14 protein-coding genes and 2 pseudogenes are annotated in these 17,827 nt (G+C 70.4%); 7 read left to right on the top strand and 9 right to left on the bottom strand.

Annotated elements, in window-relative coordinates; translation table 11 throughout:
- Positions 1-50 precede the first annotated feature (50 nt).
- Positions 51-539 (bottom strand): hypothetical protein, encoded by a 489-nt coding sequence (locus ACOBQB_RS02380; RefSeq protein WP_423588369.1) that lies wholly within the window; start codon positions 537-539, stop codon positions 51-53.
- A gap of 7 nt (positions 540-546) precedes the next feature.
- On the opposite strand from ACOBQB_RS02380, the pseudogene ACOBQB_RS02375 reads away from it, so the two are divergent.
- Positions 547-932, top strand: a pseudogene (locus tag ACOBQB_RS02375) (carboxylesterase/lipase family protein); the annotation flags it as partial.
- Positions 933-1,018: 86 nt separating this feature from the next.
- On the opposite strand, the gene ACOBQB_RS02370 reads toward ACOBQB_RS02375, so the two are convergent.
- Both ACOBQB_RS02370 and ACOBQB_RS02365 read right to left on the bottom strand, forming a co-directional pair.
- On the bottom strand, positions 1,019-1,468 hold the full coding sequence (locus ACOBQB_RS02370) for an SRPBCC family protein (RefSeq protein ID WP_423588368.1): 450 nt from the start codon (positions 1,466-1,468) through the stop codon (positions 1,019-1,021).
- Positions 1,469-1,520: 52 nt separating this feature from the next.
- Positions 1,521-1,865 (bottom strand): annotated as a pseudogene (locus ACOBQB_RS02365) (LuxR C-terminal-related transcriptional regulator); the annotation flags it as partial.
- 325 nt (positions 1,866-2,190) lie between these two features.
- Between ACOBQB_RS02365 and ACOBQB_RS02360 the strand changes: the two are divergent.
- Complete coding sequence (locus tag ACOBQB_RS02360) at positions 2,191-2,481, top strand: hypothetical protein (RefSeq protein WP_423588366.1); 291 nt, start codon at positions 2,191-2,193, stop codon at positions 2,479-2,481.
- Positions 2,482-2,607: 126 nt separating this feature from the next.
- Here ACOBQB_RS02360 and ACOBQB_RS02355 read toward each other — a convergent pair whose 3' ends face one another.
- The 4 genes from ACOBQB_RS02355 to ACOBQB_RS02340 all read right to left on the bottom strand — a co-directional run bounded on the left by ACOBQB_RS02355 (position 2,608) and on the right by ACOBQB_RS02340 (position 7,928).
- Positions 2,608-3,078, bottom strand: coding sequence for a peptidoglycan-binding domain-containing protein (locus ACOBQB_RS02355; RefSeq protein ID WP_423588364.1), 471 nt, complete (start codon positions 3,076-3,078; stop codon positions 2,608-2,610).
- A 315-nt stretch (positions 3,079-3,393) separates the two neighbouring features.
- Positions 3,394-4,860, bottom strand: coding sequence for an APC family permease (locus ACOBQB_RS02350; protein WP_423588362.1), 1,467 nt, complete (start codon positions 4,858-4,860; stop codon positions 3,394-3,396).
- A complete protein-coding gene (locus tag ACOBQB_RS02345) occupies positions 4,857-6,431 on the bottom strand; it encodes a GMC family oxidoreductase (RefSeq protein ID WP_423588360.1) in 1,575 nt (524 codons plus the stop codon). Before ACOBQB_RS02345 ends, ACOBQB_RS02350 begins: the two co-directional genes overlap by 4 nt.
- Before the next feature lie 30 nt (positions 6,432-6,461).
- Positions 6,462-7,928 (bottom strand): aldehyde dehydrogenase family protein, encoded by a 1,467-nt coding sequence (locus ACOBQB_RS02340; RefSeq protein WP_423588359.1) that lies wholly within the window; start codon positions 7,926-7,928, stop codon positions 6,462-6,464.
- A gap of 321 nt (positions 7,929-8,249) precedes the next feature.
- Between ACOBQB_RS02340 and ACOBQB_RS02335 the strand changes: the two genes are divergently transcribed.
- The 4 genes from ACOBQB_RS02335 (at position 8,250) to ACOBQB_RS02320 (ending at position 12,559) form a co-directional block, all read left to right on the top strand.
- Positions 8,250-8,507: a DUF6480 family protein gene (locus tag ACOBQB_RS02335; protein WP_423588357.1), complete on the top strand. Its 258-nt coding sequence runs from the start codon at positions 8,250-8,252 to the stop codon at positions 8,505-8,507.
- A 145-nt stretch (positions 8,508-8,652) separates the two neighbouring features.
- Complete coding sequence (locus tag ACOBQB_RS02330; RefSeq protein ID WP_423588356.1) at positions 8,653-9,894, top strand: hypothetical protein; 1,242 nt, start codon at positions 8,653-8,655, stop codon at positions 9,892-9,894.
- 167 nt (positions 9,895-10,061) lie between these two features.
- A complete protein-coding gene (ctaD, locus tag ACOBQB_RS02325) occupies positions 10,062-11,774 on the top strand; it encodes a cytochrome c oxidase subunit I (protein ID WP_423588355.1) in 1,713 nt (570 codons plus the stop codon).
- An 80-nt stretch (positions 11,775-11,854) separates the two neighbouring features.
- Positions 11,855-12,559 (top strand): PepSY domain-containing protein, encoded by a 705-nt coding sequence (locus tag ACOBQB_RS02320; RefSeq protein ID WP_423588354.1) that lies wholly within the window; start codon positions 11,855-11,857, stop codon positions 12,557-12,559.
- Between the two features lie 43 nt (positions 12,560-12,602).
- Here the strand turns inward: ACOBQB_RS02320 and ACOBQB_RS02315 are convergent, their stop codons facing one another.
- Entirely contained in the window at positions 12,603-14,927 is a 2,325-nt protein-coding gene (locus tag ACOBQB_RS02315) for an MMPL family transporter (RefSeq protein WP_423588353.1), read from the bottom strand.
- 220 nt (positions 14,928-15,147) lie between these two features.
- On the opposite strand from ACOBQB_RS02315, the gene ACOBQB_RS02310 reads away from it, so the two are divergent.
- On the top strand, positions 15,148-15,882 hold the full coding sequence (locus ACOBQB_RS02310; protein WP_423588352.1) for a TetR/AcrR family transcriptional regulator: 735 nt from the start codon (positions 15,148-15,150) through the stop codon (positions 15,880-15,882).
- A gap of 139 nt (positions 15,883-16,021) precedes the next feature.
- On the opposite strand, the gene ACOBQB_RS02305 is transcribed toward ACOBQB_RS02310, so the two are convergent.
- A complete protein-coding gene (locus tag ACOBQB_RS02305) occupies positions 16,022-17,689 on the bottom strand; it encodes a serine/threonine-protein kinase (protein ID WP_423588351.1) in 1,668 nt (555 codons plus the stop codon).
- Positions 17,690-17,827: the final 138 nt, after the last annotated feature.

Below are 17,827 nucleotides of genomic sequence, written 5' to 3'. Positions count from 1 at the left end.
ATCAGTGTGGGGGACGAACGCGCCCGCACTCGACGTGACGGGCCGCGGCCTCAGACATGGTCCTCAGAGATCGCCCGCGGGGCGCTCCGTGCGGGCCGACGGGCGGTCGCCCGGGAGAGGAGTTGGAGTGCGGCCTGCGACGGTGAGTCTGGTTCGGCGATGGCGAGCACGATGTGCCGTTTCTCGTCCTGCGGGGGACGCAGGCTCTGCTGCGTCACGGTGAGGCTGCCGACCAGCGGGTGGTGCATCTCGTACGCGGCGGAGCCACAAGGGCTGACCCGGTGGTCGGCCCACATGGCGGCGAACTCCGGGCTTTGCATGGTCAACTCGCCGACGAGTGAGGTGAGCAGCGTGTCGTCAGGGTGCCGACCGGCCGTCATACGGAGGTTCTCGACGACGGCCCTTGCCTTGCTCGGCCAGTCGGCGTACAGCGCGCGGGTGTGGGGGTCGAGGAAGATCAGGCGGGCGGGGTTGGGGCGGTTGCCGGGGTCCGCCGGGCCCGCCGGGTGGATGTGGGAGGCGAACAGCGCGTGTCCCATGCGGGGCGACGCGCTGTTCGGCGCGGGCAGTCGGGCCCTGGCCGACGCACACGCCGACCGGTCCGGGGCCGCCACCTACCGCTACGAGTTCGCGTGGCGCTCCCTCGCCCTGGACGGGGAACTCGGCGCCGCCGATGCGGTGGAGCTGCCCTTCGTCTTCGACCTCACGCACCTGCCGCGACTGCACGGTCGCCACGCCCTGCTCGGCCCCGCAAGGCCGCCCGCCGATCTCGCCGCCCGGGTGCACGCGACGCGACGTGGATCCGGTTCGCCGCGACGGGTGATCCCGGCTGGGACCCGTACGCCCCCGAGCGCCGGACCACCATGCGTATCGACGCCGACTTGACCCAGGTCGACGACCCTCGCGGCCAGGAACGACAGGCGTGGAGCTGAACCGCCACCAGCCGCTCGGAGTCGCTGCGCGGCTGCCGGGATGCCGGTGGTCACGTCACGGCGCGGCCTCCGAGCGCGGCAGGCCTTCAGCGGGCCGATGCGGCTTCCTCGGCGTAGCGGGCCAGCCCTTCCGCCATGCCCCGCATGAACTTCTGGAGGTAACGCGGCATGACCCAGCGCAGCAACCAGCTCGTCTCGTACTCGCCGGACCAGTGGATGACCGTGCCGGCGCTGGACGCCGGCTCCAGTTCGATGCGCGCGCGGTAGTTGTGCATCGAGGGGTTGAAAGCGTCTTCGTAGGCCAAGAGGCGGCACTCGACCTTCTCGGTGATCCGTTCCCCGGTGATGTTGCGTCCTGTCCGGAAAGCCCGGACGGCACCGACGCCGTCGTCGCCGCCGGGGTCGAGGCCGACCGACCGCGTCGTGTCCAGGCTGTCGACCTTTGACCACAGCGGCCAACTCGCGGCGTCGACCAGCAACTTCCAGACGACCTCCGGCGAGGCGCCGGTGGTCACCGTGACGTGATACGCGTGCATGGTCATGGGCTCCTACGAGGTGTGAGCGGGGGGCAGGACCGTAGGACGAGCGTCACGAACCGCGAGCCACCAGGCCGGCCTCATGCGTCGCGATGGCGGCTTCCACGCGGTTGCGTGCGCCGAGCTTCGCCGGCACGGTGCGGACATGGGGCTTCACGGGGCCTTCCACGAGGTGCAGTTCTGCCGCGATCTCCGCGTTCGACAGGCCTGCGCCGAGGCCGGCCAGCACGTCGTGTTCCCGGCCCGTCAGGTGCTGGAGGGGACGTCGGGGCCGGGCGGCCCGGTGCGCGCGCAGACCGGCGATGACACGGGCGGCGACCCTCGGCGACAGGTAGGCCCCGCCGGAGGCCACCGCCTGCACTCCGTTCAGCAACTCCCGCGGATCGTCCGCCTTGAGTGGGCAGGGGAGAGCTGCTGGCCGCACCTCCATGGCGGACTTCCTCGCGAGCAGCTCCCGCGCGACCGTACGGGTGCGCGTGCCGGACCCCGAGGGACGGGCCGTCCTGGTGCGCCGCCTCGCGGTGGACGACGCCGTGCCTCGGCGCGGGCAGCGTCACCGGCGTCCCCTAGCCGTCGCCGGTCCGGGACAGGCGATGAGAGTGAGTGGCGGCGACCGGGTGAATGCCCGTCGCCTCGCGCAACCTTTGCCGCGGTGGGCCGGTTGGGTCCGGCGTCGGCACCCGGGCGGGTGCCGTGTCTCACCGGACAGGAGCGCTGGGCATATGAACTCTACGAACAAGAAGGTACTGGCCGGGTCGGCGCTGACCTTGATCGCGACCGGTATGGCAGTCACGCCGGCCACGGCCGACGAAGAGGTCCACGGCCACAAGTCGCAGAACATCGAAGTCATCCGGGACGTGTGTCCGACCGTTCAGGACATCGACGCCGTCATCACCATCGAGGTGCTGGACCAGGCGCGCGCTTTCCAGTGCAACGAGATCCGTCAGAAGTCCCACGTCCGGGACGAGTCCGCCGCCCCCGCGCTGCCGATCCTGGGCAAGGTCATCAACTGACACCGCGGGCGCCGACGACGTCGGTCGGCATGGGGAACGACGCGGGCCTCGGGCGGCTGCCCCGAGGCCCGCGCGCGCGTCGTCACGGCTGCGCGGGGCCCACCGCCCGCTCGTCCCTCGACGTGGTCAGCACCAGCTTCCATCGTTGGGGAGGCGGGAGAACGCCTTCCAGGCGGCCTTGGTCTTGGTCCCGGCCACGCCGTCGATGCCGCCGGTGTCGTAGCCGATGTCGACGAGGAACCTCTGGAGGCCCCGGATGGTGTTGGGGCCTACGGCGCCGTCGACGGTTCCGGCGTTGTAGTTGCGGTCGTTGAGGAAGAGCTGCCAGGCCTTCCAGCTGCTGGTGCCGAGCCGGCCGTCGATGGCGCCGGGGTTGTACCGGCCGCGGGGCGCGGCGTCGCGGACGTAGCACTGCACGCTCTTGCCCTCGGAGGTGGAAAGACCGAGGTTGTTGACGGCTTGGACGCCGATGATCCTGCTGGGCACCTGCTGGGCGGGCGCGGCGGTGGCCGCTGTCGCGCCGGCGAGGGCGCCGACGCCGAGGGCGGCAGCCGTGATGGTCGTCACGAGCGCCTTCGTAAACCTGTTCGATGCCATGAGTGTCCCCCTTGGTGTGCGGACGGTCGGAGCCGGCTGTGGTCCCGGCGGCGCAATGTCTAGCAGTGTGGCCGCGGCGGAGCGAGAGGCTGCCGGAGCAGTGCCGTGTGAACCGGACAGGCTTGTTCCGAGCGACAATCTGAGAACGGAGTGAACAACGCGGGCGGTTGGTGCGCCGGGCGTCGTCGCTCAGCGGCTCTTGCCGGCCAGGTCGTACGGCCCCGCGGACCATGGGATACGTGTGAATGACGGGAAACCGGGCGGTGTGGGCGACCGGCACCGCGGCCACGCACCCGCCTGCCCGCCGGATGCGCTCTAGTCGGGGATCGCGTTCGCCGACGGGGCGTCGCTGCGTCCATAGTGGTGCGTGGTGAACATGTACAGGAGCCCCACGGCCACCACGACGCCGCCGCCGAGCAGCACGATCCAGTTGTCGTACCAGGCGGCCTCCGGTGTTCGGGGCCACGCGATGGTGACGATGGCGAAGATCCCGTAGGCCAGCGCCCCGATGTTGACGAGCAGGCCCCACCGGCCCAGCCGGTACTCGCCGCTCGGCTTCCAGCCCTTGAGACGGGCGCGCAGCGCGGCCAGGACCACCATCTGGAACGAGGCGTAGATGCCGAGGATCGCGAAGGACACGATCTTGGTCAGGGCGTCCGTCGAGATCAGGGAGCCGACGGCGATCAGCGTCGGGATCACCGCGGCGACCAGCAGCGCGTACTCGGGCACCGCACGGGTCGGGGAGAACTTCCGCAGGAACCGGTGGCCGATGATCATCTCGTCGCGTGCGTACGAGTAGATCAGCCAGGCCGCGGCCTGGAGGCTGATGGTGCAGGAGAGGAAGGAGATCAGTACGACGGCCATCACGATCCGCGCGCCGGCCTCGCCGAGAGCGTCGAAAAGGATTCTGACGGCCGGGTCGGCGTCCTTCCCCGAGATCACCGCCTGGTAGTCGACGACGGCGAGTAGCAGCGTCAGGCAGGTGAACGTCGCCGCCGCCCCGCCCACATAGATGGTGCGGCGCATCGCCTTGGGGATCACCTTGCCGGGGTTCTTCACCTCCTCGGCGACGTCGCCGCAGGCCTCGAAGCCGTAGTACTGGTAGAAGCCGATGATCGCCGCTCCGAGGAAGACGGGAAGGTAGGAGCCGTCACCGGCGGCGCCGTAGTCGTCGAAGAGCACGCCGAGGCCGTGGAAGCGGTGCGTGACCAAGAGGATGACGCCGACGACGATGGCGCCGATCAGCTCCGCGCCGAAGCCGATCAGCGCCGCCCACGAAAGCGACTTCGTACCGGCGTAGTTGATGAGCACGGCGACGAGGATCAGCCCGATCGTGCACAGGACGGTGGTGTGCACGGTGGCGTCGAAGCCGAGCAGGATGGCGATGTAGGGCCCGGCTCCGTACGCGACACTGGTGATCGTGATGAGTAGCGCCCACATGTAGACCCACCCGGTCATCCAGGCCCAGCGTGTGCCCCACAGCCGTCGCGCCCACGGGTAGACCCCGCCCGCGACCGGGTACTGCGCGACGACCTCGCCGAAGACCAGCGCGACGAGGAACTGCCCGCAGCCCGCCATGACGAAGGCCCAGATCATCGGCGGGCCGCCGTCGGCGAGGGCCGTGCCGAAGAGCGTGTACGTGCTGACCACGGGGGAGAGGTAGGTGAATCCGAGGGCGAAGTTCGCCCACGGTCCCATGTCCTTGCGGAACTCCGATTTCTCTTCCCCGTGCTCCGCGCCCGCGGTGCCCGGGGCGCCGTCCGGCGATGTGGGAACGGTCATCGGCCATGCCCTTCCCTTGCCGTGCTCATCGGCTGCGGGGCCTGGCCGCCGCTGATGAGGTCCGCCGCGCGTTCGGCGGCGAGGAGCACGGTGACCATGGGGTTGATGGTCGGCATGGTGGGGAAGATGGACGCGTCCACGATGCGCAGCCCGTCGTGGCCGCGCAGCCGCAGCTGCGGATCGAGCACCGCCATCGGATCGTCCTCGGCGCCCATCCGGCAGGTCCCCGCCGGGTGGTAGACGGTGTGCGCGGCGCGGCGCCCGTACTCGGAGAGATCCGCGTCCGACCGCACCTCCGGGCCCGGAGCCACCTCGCGCAGCAGCCAGTCGCTGAGCGGTGCGGCGGCGGCCACCTCGCGGGCGATGCGCAGGCCGTCGACGATCGTCCGCTCGTCGTGCCCGTCTGGATCGGTGAAGTAGCGGAAGTCCAGGGCGGGCTTGACGGTCGGGTCGGCGCTGCGCAGCCACATGCGGCCGACCGAGTGGGCACGCGGCACGTTCGGGGTCATGCAGACGCCGTGCTCGGGCACGGGATAGCCGAGCCGCTCCGTGTTGACGGTGAACGGCACCTGGTAGAAGTGGAACATCAGGTCGGGGCGCGGCCCGCTCGCCGGATCGCGGCGCAGGAAGAGCCCGGCGTCGGAGTCCATGGCCGAGTTGGGCGGCAGCGGGCCACGGGTCTCCCACACCATCACCGACTCGGGGTGGTCCAGGAGGTTCTCCCCGACCCCGGGCAGGTCCGCGCGCACCTCGATGCCCAGATCGCGCAGCTGGTCGGCAGGTCCGATGCCGGAGAGCAGGAGCAGCCGCGGCGTGTCGATCGCCCCGGCGCACAGCAGCACCTCCGCCTCGGCCTCCAGCGTCGACACGGAACCGTCGGGGTTGCGCACCTGGACGCGGGTGAAACGGCCTTCGCCGTCGCGCAGGAGCCGGTACGCCCACGTCTCCAGCCGCAGCGTCAGATTCGGGCGGTCCATCACCGGGTGCAGATACGCCACCGACGCCGACGAACGCGTGTTGGTCCGCGCGTCGTAGGCGAGGGAGAAGAAGCCGGTGCCGTCGGTGAAGGGACGGGCGTTGAAGTCGTCGATGACCGGGACACCCAGCCGGGTCGACGCCGCCGTGACGAAGTCCTCGGCGATCGCGTTGCGGTCGGCGGCACCGACGGGCACGATCGTGTTCTGCAACCGGGACCGGTACGGCAGGATCGTCTCCGGCCCCCAGCCCTCGCAGCCGCGCTCCACCCACTCGTCGAGGTCCTGCGGGAACGGCAGGAAGCTGATCAGTGTGTTGTGCGAGGAGCAGCCGCCCAGGACGCGGGCCCGCGAGTGCAGGATGTGCGAATTGCCGCGCGGCTGCTCCTCGGTGGTGTAGCCGTAGTCGAACTCGGAGCCGAGCAGATTGATCCAGTTGCGCAGCTTCAGGATGCGCTCGTCGCCGACATCGCTGGGCCCGCCCTCCACCACGCACACACGGCAGGCCGGGTCCTCGCTCAGCCGGGCGGCCAGCACGGAGCCGGCCGTACCGCCGCCGATGATGAGGTAGTCGTAGGTCGTCGTCTCGTCGTCCATGCCGTCGCCTTTCCTTCCCGCCCTGCCCGCTCAGCCCTTGAACCAGCCGGAGGGGCCCGGCCGCAGGTTCTGGTAGATGTGCTTGGCCTCCTGGTACTCGCGCAGACCGGTGGGCCCGAGCTCCCTGCCGAAACCGGAACGGCCGAAGCCGCCCCACTCGGCCTGCGGCACGTAGGGGTGGAAGTCGTTGATCCAGACCGTGCCGTGCCGCAACCGGGCCGCGACCCGCTGGGCGCGGCTCGCGTCGTTCGTCCAGACGCCGCCGGCGAGACCGTAACGGGTGTCGTTGGCCAGCTCCACGGCCTCCTCCTCGGTCCGGAAACGCTCCACGGTGACGACCGGCCCGAAGACCTCCTCCTGCACGATCCGCATGGAACGGTCGCAGTCGGCGTAGATGGTGGGCAGCAGGAAGTAGCCGCGGGACAATTCGGCGTCGTCCGGGCGGCGGCCACCGCAGACCAGCCGGGCGCCCTCGGCGCGGGCGATCTCCAAGTAGCCCTCGACCTTCTCGCGGTGCTGCGCCGAGCTGAGCGGGCCGCTCTCGGTCGCCGGGTCGAGACCGCTGCCGAGCCGGATGGCCTTCGCGCGCTCGGCGAGGCGCTCCACGAACCGGTCGTGCAGGCCGTCCTCCACGAGGAGCCGGGAACCGGCCGAGCACACCTGACCCGAGTGCAGGAACGACGCCTCCAGCGCGTGGTCGACCGCGGCCTCGAAGTCGCAGTCGGCGAAGACCACGTTGGGGTTCTTGCCGCCCAGCTCCAGCGCGAGGTTCTTCACGCCCGGCGCGCACGCTTCCATGATGTGGCGCCCGGTGGCCAGACCGCCGGTGAAGGAGACCAGGTCCACGTCGGGGTGGGCGGACATGGCCGCGCCGACGGTGGCGCCGGGGCCGAGCACGAGGTTCGCGACGCCCGCCGGGGCTCCCGCCTCGGCGATCAGCCGCATCATGTGGATCGTGGAGAGCGGCGTCGTCTCACTGGGCTTCAGCACGAAGGTGTTGCCCGCGGCGAGGGCCGGGGCGACCTTCCACGAGGCCTGAAGCAGCGGGTAGTTCCACGGCGCGATGAGCGCGCACACCCCGATGGGGTGGTAGGTGACCCGGCTGAGCACGTCGGGGCCGACGTCCACGACCCGCCCGCCGTCCTTGTCGGCGATCTCCGCGAAGTAGCGGAACGCGTTCGAGACGTCCTCCACGTCGATCCGCGCCTCGGCGAGCGTCTTGCCGGTGTCCAGGGTCTCGACGTGGGCGATCTCCTCCTGGTCACGCAGGAGGAACCGCGCCACCCGGAGCAGTACGTCGGCCCGCTCCCGGGTGGGCGCCGACGACCAGTCACCGCGGTCGAAGGCCCGTCGGGCGGCCCGTACGGCGAGGTCGACGTCCCGCTCGTCCGCGTCGTCGACGTCCTGGACGACCGACGCGTCGAACGGGTTGATCACGTCCCGCCGCGCGCCCCCGGCGGCACTGGCCCACTCCCCGTCGATGAACAGTTCCGGCATCGCGGCCTCCCTGGCTCTCGTATCCGTCCGGCGCCGAACGCGACCACGGCACGGCACACCAAGGACCAACATCGTCCGCCCGGCCCGCACCGGCCGTGCGGACGCGCCGGGCGGGGGCGGGTTGGGCGGAGATGTGACCTGGTTGGGCTAGGTCGTTTCCCCGGGTCCTCGAACGGGGTCGTGGGGCGCGGGGCCGGATGGCGATCGCGGTGACGTCGGGACCAGGGGCCGCTGGCCCGTCCGGGGTGTACCTGCGCGCTCCGTGTGCGCCGTCCGGGCGTCGCTCCAGCTCAAGGGACGGGACATGGGAACGTGCATCACATGACTTCTTCCCCGCACCCCCACCCGGACGACCCGGACCCGGACCCGGATCGGGAACCGCGTAACACCTCAGGACGCGAGCCGGGCGGCGGCGTGCCACCGGGCGAGTCCCCGCCCGCGGAGGGCGGCATGTCGGGAGCCGGGCCCGCCCACAATCCGCCGAAGGGGTGGTCGAAGGGCCCGCTGGCCCTGATCCTCGGCCTCGCTGTGCTGATCGCCGCGTTCTTCCTCGTGTACGCGCTGGTCCTGCTGCTCTGACGCGGGCGTGCGCCTGTGGCGTACAGATGAAGGGGCCGTGCCGCGTCACTGATAACCTCGCACGAGAATTCGAACTGTTCGAAATCGACTGACGGGCTGGCATGTGAGGAAGCGGTTCTTCGTGTTCGGCGGCACAGTGATGGCCGTGCTCACAGCGGTTCCCGCGGCGGCGGCCCCGCTACCCCAGCCACCGCTGGTGAGCCTGAACGTCTCGGGCGACCACTACGCACTGACCGAGAAGACCAACCCGTACCAGACCCCGCCGACTGCCGAGTACGCGCCTGTGGGGATCAACGGAGCGCTGTTTGGCGCCGATCGCACCGCGATGCTGGACAGCGGCGATCCGCAGTGCGCGGCACGTGCCGACGCGCTGCCGCGACCGACCGTGCCGACCAGCGAGGCGTACTGCTGGGACACCGTGATGCAGGGCAAGCAGGGCGCGGAGAACGCGCACCTGATGCCCTGGGTGCCGCAGGGCCTCGCCACCTCCGGCGAAGCACAGCTGAGCGGCATCCCTGTCACCGGCGACAACCGTGCCGCGATAGTCAGTTGGACGTGGCAGAACACCAAGCAGGACCCGGTGACGGACCCGGAGAACCCGCCGCCGCCCAAGAAGGACTACCGCCACAACTCGGTGAAGCTCGCCTTCGTCAACCTGGACGACATGAAGTACCGCTTCGTGCTCCCTGTGTGGGTCGACGAAGCGGGCGTGCAGCGGCGGATCTACGGGCACGGCGGCGGACTGGCCTGGTACGGCCCCTACTTGTTCATGTCCAGCACCTCCAACTGGGAGGGCCGGCCGGGCCCTGACGCGGGCAAGGCCGGCGTGCGCGTGTTCGACACCCGCAAGATCTACAAGAAGAAGGACGGAGGAGGCGGCGACTACCAGTACGTCCTGCCGGAGGTACGGCACTACGTCTCCGGCGGCGCCTCCTTCGACTACGTCTCGCTGGACCGCAACAGCGCGGGCGGCGCCAGCCTGGTCGGCGGCAACTACAGGTCCTCGTCGACCACGGGCAGTCATGCCGGCACCGAGGTCTACCGTTACCGGTTCGGCGACGACTACCGGCTGAACCGGACGGCCGTACAGGGCTGGAAGTCCACCGTCCCCCAGAACGCCGGCGACGCGATCAGCGATGTCCAGGGCGTCCAGGCCAACGGCGACACACTGCACTTCAACATGTCCAAGGGGACCGTGGCCAACCGCCGCTTCTCCACGGCCGCTGTCGGCGGGGCCGCGGCGGGCTGGACGCTCAAGGCACGCAAGGACTGGTCGTACCGCCCGCAGGACCTCTCCCTCTGGTACGCCACCAACGAACTCTGGAGCCTCACCGAGGGCGAGGAGGACAGAGTGCTGTACTCGGTGAAGCTGGACGCCTTGAACTAGGAACGAGCGGACGACCGGATCCTCTCGGAAGCAGAGCCAGCACGATCCGTGTGGGGGCCGCCGGGGTCAGACCTGCGGCACCTCGCAGCGCGTCAGCGTGCCAACGCCGCCCGCATACGGGAGTTTGATACCGGATCGCGGCGTTCGCTACCGATGTGAGGAAACTGATGACTGCTCAAGCGGATCCGGTCACGCTGGTACCGACCGAAGGACGTCGCAGCAAGGGCCGGGTGATCATCTCCTGGATCACCACGACCGACCACAAGAAGATCGGTCATCTGTACCTGATCACGTCGTTCGCGTTCTTCCTGATCGGCGGAGCGCTGGCCATGGCCATCCGGGCCGAACTCGCCCGCCCCGGGATGCAGTTGCTCTCGGCCGAGCAGTACAACCAGTCGTTCACCATGCACGGCACGATCATGCTGCTGCTCTTCGCCACCCCCACCTTCGCCGGCTTCGCCAACGCGATCATGCCGCTCCAGATCGGCTCCCCGGACGTCGCCTTCCCTCGCCTGAACATGCTCTCCTACTGGCTGTTCCTCTTCGGCGGGCTGATCGTGCTCGGCAGCTTCCTCACCCCCCAGGGCGCCGCCGACTTCGGCTGGACCGCGTACACGCCGCTCAGCGGCGGCGAGCGCACCCCGTACATCGGCGGCGACCTGTGGATCATGGGACTGGCGCTGGCCGGCTTCGGCACCATCCTCGGCGCGGTCAACTTCACCACCACCATCATCGGCATGCGCGCCCCCGGAATGACCATGTTCCGCATGCCGATCTTCACCTGGAACGTGCTGCTCACCTCGGTGCTCGTGCTGTTCGCCTTCCCCGTCCTGGCGGCGGCGCTGCTCGTCCTGGAGGCCGACCGGCGGTTCGGCGCCCAGGTCTTCAACCCCGAGAACGGCGGTGCCCTCCTGTGGCAACACCTGTTCTGGTTCTTCGGCCACCCCGAGGTCTACATCCTCGCGCTGCCGTTCTTCGGCGTGATCACCGAGATCCTCCCCGTCTTCTCCCGCAAGCCGATCTTCGGGTACATCGGGCTGGTCGGCGCCACCATCGCCATCACCGGTCTCTCGGTCACCGTGTGGGCGCACCACATGTTCGCCACCGGCGGGGTGCTGCTGCCGTTCTTCTCCTTCCTGACCTATCTGATCGCGGTCCCTACCGGCGTGAAGTTCTTCAACTGGATCGGCACCCTGTGGAAGGGCTCGCTGTCCTTCGAGCCGCCGATGCTGTGGGCGGTCGGTTTCCTGGTCACGTTCCTCTTCGGCGGCCTGACCGGCATCATCCTCGGCTCGCCGCCCCTCGACTGGCACGTCACGGACACCTACTTCGTCGTCGCGCACTTCCACTACGTACTCTTCGGCACCATCGTGTTCGCGATGTTCGGCGGCTTCAGCTTCTGGTGGCCGAAGATGACGGGCACCATGCTCGACATGCGCCTTGAGAAGATCCACTTCTGGACGCTGTTCGTCGGCTTCCACACCACCTTCCTCGTCCAGCACTGGCTCGGGGCGGAAGGCATGCCGCGCCGCTACGCCGACTACCTGGACGCGGACGGCTTCACCGCCCTCAACACCGTCTCCTCCCTCGGGGCGTTCCTGCTCGGCCTGTCGACGCTGCCGTTCCTCTACAACGTGTGGAAGACCGCGAAGTACGGCGAACGCGTCACGGTCGACGACCCCTGGGGCTTCGGGCGTTCCCTGGAGTGGGCCACCTCCTGCCCGCCGCCCCGCCACAACTTCGTCACCCTGCCCCGCGTCCGCTCCGAGTCCCCGGCCTTCGACCTGCACCACCCCGACGTCGTCCAGCTCGACCAGAAGGAGAACACCGGCCAGCGGGACGTCTTCGACGCCAGTGGCCACGAAGGCGACCGATCCTGACCGCTGCCCGTCATGCTGCCGGTCCCTCCTGTGGCGCACCGTTACAGGCAACAGTCGGGCATATCGCTTAAAGTCACTTTATGATCACAAAAAGGAATGGCTCTGCCTCCAGGCAGAGGCGTCTGCCGGTCTCGCGAGGCACCGGTCTGCTCTGTGCCGCGGTCGCGGCGGGAGCCCTGCTCACGGGCTGTGGCGACGACAACGGCAACGGCAACGACGGCGCCGCGAAGACGGGGACGGCGGAGGCGGCCCCCGTACCCACCGCGACGCCCACCACTTCGCCGGGAGGCCTCACCGAGGACCAGGCCGAGCGGAAGGCCCTCGTCCCGAAGGCCAAGGTCGACTACGAGGACGCGCTGCGCACCGCGGTGGCGGCGGTGCCGAAGTCGAAGCCGGTCTCGATCGAACTCAAGGGGCCCGCCGACAAGCCCACTTGGGAGACCGAGGTGGCGACGACCGACGGCGCCGCCCACACGGTGCGCGTCGACGCGGTCTCCGGCAAGGCCGACGGGGCGCAGGCCAAGAAGGACCAGGACGCCGACGACAAGCGTGAACTGGCGGACCGGCTGGGCAAGGCCACCGTGACCGCGCAACAGGCCGCCGAGACCGCCACGGGCAAGACCAAGGGGACCGTCACGTCCATCGAACTCGACGACTCCGACTCCAACGGCGGCGCGCCGAAGTGGTCCGTAGACGTCGTGACGACCGACGACTGGAACAAGACGACCTTCGACATTGACGCGGCCAACCGCAAGATTCTCCGGGAGCACGTCGACAAGGACTGACCCAGCTATCCGGTCGGTCGGCGGCACCGAACTCGCCAGGCAGTCAGACGCGCCGCCTCCTCGGTGCACATGACGTCGTACCAGCCCTGGCGGCGTCCGGCGACGGTGGCGAGGCGGGCCCGCGGCGGGGGACCTCCGTCGCGCTCTTCGCGTACGGAGGCTCCGCCGCCGTCGGTTCCGGAGCGGCCGCGGGCCCAGGGGCTCCTTCGCTGAGGCCGAACCGCGCGTGGAAGTTCCGCAGAAGGGCGGGGGCGTACCACGCCGAGCCGCCCAGCAGCCGCATCGCGGCCGGCAGCAGGATGCCGCGTACGGCGAGGGCGTCGATGAGGATGGCGAGCCCGCTGCCCAGGCCGAACAGTTGCAGGAAGCTGATCTCGGCCGTCCCGAAGGCGAAGAAGCTCACCGCGAGCAGGAAGGCCGCCGCGCTGACGATGCGTCCGGTGTGCCCGAGGCCGTCGGCCACGGCGGTTTCGTTGTCCTCGCCCAGCTCGTGGAGTTCCTTGATGCGGCTGGTGACGAACACCTCGTAGTCCATCGAGAGGCCGAACGCGACGCAGAACATCAGTACGGTCATCGACGTCTCCATCGGCTGCGGAGTGAAGCCGAGCAGCGAGGAGAGATGGCCGTCCTGGAAGATCCAGGTCATGACGCCGAGCGTCGCCCCCAGGCTGATCATGTTGAGCACCAGCGCGCGCAGCGGCTGCACGACGCTGCCGGTGAAGAGGAAGAGGAGGAGGAAGGTGGTGACGGCGATCAGGCCCACGGCGAGCGGGAGTCTCCCGCCGATGGAGTCGTTGGAGTCGACCAGTTCGGCGTCGGCTCCGCCCACCAGCGGGTGTGTCCCGGCGGGCGCGGCGGCCGTCCTGACCTCCGCGACCAGGTCCTTGGCCGCGTCCGACTTCGGTGTCAGGGAGCTCACCACGTTGAGCTGTTGCGCCGTGGGGCGGCCGAGCGTCTCGTTGCCGGGGCCGGTCGCCTCGGTCCGCCCGCCGGAGTAGACCCCCGCGCTGGTCTCGACGCGGGCGACGCCCTTGAGCCGGGACAGTTCGGCCGCGTACGCACGCAGCGGGGCCTCGGCCAGCGGCTCGTCGATGACGACGCGGAGGGCCGCGGCGTCGTTGCCGTGGAAGTTCTCCCGCAGCGACGCCGACACCTGACGGCTCTCGGAGCCCTCCGGCAGTACGCGTTCGTCCGCCGTGCCGAAGCTGATGCCAAGGAGCGGGCTCGCCGCCGCCAGCAGCACCGCGAGCACCGGCAGCGCGGTGAGGGCGGGCCGCCGCATGACGGTACGGGCGAGCCGGCCCCACCCGGCCGCCCCGGGCCCGGAGCGCTTCCGCCTCGCCCACGGCATCCGCCCGCTGTTGACCCGGTGCCCGAGGACGGTGAGCAGGGCCGGCATCACGAACAGGATGGCGAGGGCCGCGATGACGACGACGCCGACCCCGGAGTAGCCGAACGAGCGGAGGAAGTACTGCGGGAACACCATGAGCGCCGCGAGCGCGGCCGCCACGGTCGCGGCGGAGAACGCGACCGTACGGCCCGCGGTGCTCATCGTCGTGCGGACGGCGTCCTCCACGCTCGCCCCCGACGCGAGCTGCTCCCGGAACCGGCTGATCATCAACAGGCCGTAGTCGACGCCGAGTCCGAGGCCGAGGGCGGTGGTCAGGTTGATCGCGAAGACGGAGACATCGGTGACTCCGCCGAGCAGGAAGAGCTGCGCGAAGACGCCCACGATCGCGATGAGCGCGATGGCCAGCGGCAGCAGCGCGGAGACCACGGTGCCGAAGACGACCAGGAGCAGCAGGAGGATCAGCGGTACGGCGATGGTCTCCGCCAGGACGAGATCCTCCCCGGTCTGCGGCCCCATCTCATGGCTCACGCCGGTGCTGCCGCCGGCCTTGACCGTGAGCGCGCCCTCGTACGTTCCGGCGTAGTCGTCGATGACGCTCTTGGCGTTCTCCTGCCGCTCCGTCTCGTCGCCCTTCACCCGGGCGAGCACCAGGGCCTCGCGGCCGTCCTTGGAGCGGAGGCCGGGGCTTTTCGTGTCCCAGTACGAGACGACGTTCTCAAGGTCCGGTTCCTTCTTGAGGTCGGAGACCAGGGCCCGGCCGCGCCGGTCGGCGGCCGAGGCGTCGACGCGGCCCTCGGCGGCGCGGACCAGCAGCACCAGGTTCGTCTCCCCGCCGAACTTCTCGTCGATGACGTGCCTGGCCCGGGAGGACGGGGAGGCCGGGTCGTCGAAACCGCCGCCCAGCAGCTTCCCGAAGGCGCCGGCGCCCAAGGCGCCCATGAGGGCCACCACCACGACGGTGACGACGAGTACCAGCCGGGACCGGCGGATCGCCAGTTCGGCTATGCGTTCAAACACGCACGATCTCCTTTGCGTTCTTACGGTGCGTTTGTCCGGCCGGACGGCGAAAACGGCACCGTGCGGCGGCAGTTGGCCCAGGGGAAACGGTGCGGGGCCGCGCCCCTCGTCACCGCGGACGACGCTAGCGAGGCGGCAGAGGATTTGGCAGTGTTAGATTTTCCTCACAGAGGACAACTTCTGGATGACGGGCGGGAGTTGACCGGCGTACGGTCGCCGCATGCCCGCAGACGAACCCGCGGCCGTCCCGCCCACCCTGCGCCAGCGGCGTCGGGCCACCGCCACCCGGGAGATCCTGGACACCGCCGAAGCCCACATCGCCGAGCACGGTGCCGCCGCCCTGTCCCTGCGCGCGGTCGCCCGGAGCCTCGGCATGACCGTGCAGGCGCTCTACCACTACTTCCCGAGCCGGGACGACCTCGTGACGGCCCTCGTCACCAAGGCGTACGACGACTTGGCGGACGCGGTGCGGGCCGCCGTGGACGCCGAGACGGACGACCCTGCCCTGCCGCGCCTGGTGGCCGCGGCCGAGGGGTACCGCCACTGGGCCATCACCCATCGCGAACGGTTCCAGCTCCTGTACGGAACGCCGCTGCGGTACTACACGGCGCCCGTCGAGGGTCCGACCACCCGGGCGATGCGTCGGATGAGCGCGATCTTCGAGCGCGAGTTGTTCGACGGGTTCACCGCTGCGCAACTGGCCGCGGCCGACACCCCCGCCCTCTCCGCACCGCTTCGGGGCCACCTGGCCCAGCTGCCGCCGAGCGGCCTGGGAGGCCTGCCCCCGCCGGCGACCGCCCTGCTCATGAGCGCGTGGGGGCACATGCACGGCCTGGTGGTCCTGGAGGTGTTCGGCCACACCTCTTTCCTCGGCGACCACCAGGCCGAAATCTTCCGCATGGCGATGCGCACCCTCTTCGAGGATGTACGCGGCCGGATCCCCACCGGGAAGTGAGGCCCCGCCGGCTCCGGTTCCCCTCCAGCGCGAGGGCGCCCGGAGCGCAGCTCTTCAGCAGGGCGTCGAGCTCGGTGGGCGTCAGTTGCTTGCGGGCGGAGCCACGGGGGCCGGTGTCCAGCAGTTCCGGTGCCTCCCGCTACGCCCGCCAGACTGTCATGTCCGCGCGGAGGAAGCTGACCCCGCTGTCCGGCAGCGCCGTCGATTTCGTCTGGACGACGAGCAGCGCGATGTCCCCGGAGGGGTTCTTGACGCAGATCTCACTGCCCGCCGCAGCCGCGGCCAGGGGGAAGCTGCGGCTGGTGGCGCCGGTCAGGGCGCTGCGGCACGCGTCGAGGTCGGCGCCCGGCTTGCTGTACAGCATGGTGATCACGCTGGTGTCGCTCTCCAGGGCGCAGTCGGTCGCGTTGCAGACGAAACGGAGGTCTCCCTTGCGGTCCTTGCGCGAGACCGGGTCCTTGAGGCGCAGGGAGTTCTTTTCGTCCAGCCACTGGCCGGGGTAGGGGACGGCCTGCGGCCGGTCGGGTGTCGTGGCGGGGGAGCCGTCCGACTTCGTATCGGACGCGGACGACGACTCCTTCGATCCCGACGACTCCTTGGACCCCTTCGCCTCCGACGCCCCCTTCGCCCCCTCCGACTCCGTCAACTCCCTTGACTCCTTCGAACGAGCGGACGCGTCGGAGCCGGAACCAGCTGATGACGAGTCGCCGCCCTTCCCCAGGATGTCCCGGGCGTCGATCCTCTCCCTCGCCTGCACCACCGTCCACGCCAGGCCCGTCACGACCAGCGCGCCCGCCGCCACCGCCGTGGCCGCGATCAGCGCGATACGCCGCTTGCGGGCCCGCCGCCGCTCGGGATCCACGGGCCGCGGCGGCGCGATCAACGGCAGCGTGTGCACAGGCGTGGGCTCCGGCACCGGAGACGGAATCGCCACCTCCGGACCGGTGATCTCCTGCCAGGCCGGGCCCGGGACCGTGCCGGGGCCCAGCCGCTGCCGGCACCAGTGGACGACCTCCGCCGGGGTGGCCCGCTCCTTGGGGTCGGCGGCCAGGCACCTGGCCATCAACGGACGGAGCTGCTCGGGGAGCAGCGACAGATCGGGTTCCGTGTGCACGATCCGGTACAGCACGCTGAACGAAGGACCGTCCCCGTACAGCGGCTCGCCCAGCGCCGCGAACGCCGCCGTCTGGCCCAGCGCGAAGATGTCCGTCGCCGCCGTGACCTCCCCCGCGGACGCCTGTTCGGGAGCCATGTACGACGGCGTGCCGACGGTGGCGCCCGTGGCGGTGTGCGAGGTGATGTCGGAGGCCAGCGAGATGCCGAAGTCGATCACACGCGGGCCGTCGGCGGCCAGCAGTACGTTCGACGGCTTCAGGTCGCGGTGCACGATTCCGGTGTCGTGGATGGCCTGTAGCGCCTCGGCCACCCCCGCCACCAGCCACAGCACGGCGGACACCGGCAGCGGACCGCGCCGGGCGACGGCGTCCGTGAGGGAGGGCCCGGGGACGTACAGCGTGGCGAGCCAGGGCGGAACGCCGTCCGCGTCCGCGTCGATCAGTTCCGCGGTGTACGCGCCCCGGACGCGCCGCGCCGCCTCCACCTCCCGGCGGAACCGCCGCCGGAAGGCCGGATCGTCGGCCAGCTCCGGCCGCACCACCTTGATCGCCACCGGTCGCCCGCCCTGCGTGTGCGACAGGTAGACCCGGCCCATGCCACCCGCGCCCAGCCGCGCGGCCAGCCGGTAACCGGCCACCGAGGACGGGTCGTCCGCCTGTAGCGGCTGAAACACCGAGACTGCCTCCGCCATCGCCCCTCTTCCCCCCCTGAACCCCTGGTCGGACGTGGTCCGACCACCCCGCCCCGCATCCTAAGCGGCACGCCGGCGGCGGCCTCACTTGACCTTGACACGGTGACAACGTCTTCACTGCGTGGCGAGGAGGTGGTC

It is taken from the genome of Streptomyces sp. G5(2025), assembly GCF_049542075.1.
Classification (GTDB): Bacteria; Actinomycetota; Actinomycetes; order Streptomycetales; family Streptomycetaceae; genus Streptomyces.
This window is presented reverse-complemented; position numbering and strand designations above follow the sequence as displayed.

Bases quoted from the DNA above. Each gene is read 5' to 3' on its own strand.
- ACOBQB_RS02380 (WP_423588369.1), bottom strand. From the start codon at position 539: ATGGGACACGCGCTGTTCGCCTCCCACATCCACCCGGCGGGCCCGGCG.
- ACOBQB_RS02370 (WP_423588368.1), bottom strand. From the start codon at position 1,468: ATGCACGCGTATCACGTCACGGTGACCACCGGCGCCTCGCCGGAGGTC.
- ACOBQB_RS02360 (WP_423588366.1), top strand. From the start codon at position 2,191: ATGAACTCTACGAACAAGAAGGTACTGGCCGGGTCGGCGCTGACCTTG.
- ACOBQB_RS02355 (WP_423588364.1), bottom strand. From the start codon at position 3,078: ATGGCATCGAACAGGTTTACGAAGGCGCTCGTGACGACCATCACGGCT.
- ACOBQB_RS02350 (WP_423588362.1), bottom strand. From the start codon at position 4,860: ATGACCGTTCCCACATCGCCGGACGGCGCCCCGGGCACCGCGGGCGCG.
- ACOBQB_RS02345 (WP_423588360.1), bottom strand. From the start codon at position 6,431: ATGGACGACGAGACGACGACCTACGACTACCTCATCATCGGCGGCGGT.
- ACOBQB_RS02340 (WP_423588359.1), bottom strand. From the start codon at position 7,928: ATGCCGGAACTGTTCATCGACGGGGAGTGGGCCAGTGCCGCCGGGGGC.
- ACOBQB_RS02335 (WP_423588357.1), top strand. From the start codon at position 8,250: ATGACTTCTTCCCCGCACCCCCACCCGGACGACCCGGACCCGGACCCG.
- ctaD (WP_423588355.1), top strand. From the start codon at position 10,062: ATGACTGCTCAAGCGGATCCGGTCACGCTGGTACCGACCGAAGGACGT.
- ACOBQB_RS02320 (WP_423588354.1), top strand. From the start codon at position 11,855: ATGATCACAAAAAGGAATGGCTCTGCCTCCAGGCAGAGGCGTCTGCCG.
- ACOBQB_RS02310 (WP_423588352.1), top strand. From the start codon at position 15,148: ATGCCCGCAGACGAACCCGCGGCCGTCCCGCCCACCCTGCGCCAGCGG.
- ACOBQB_RS02305 (WP_423588351.1), bottom strand. From the start codon at position 17,689: ATGGCGGAGGCAGTCTCGGTGTTTCAGCCGCTACAGGCGGACGACCCG.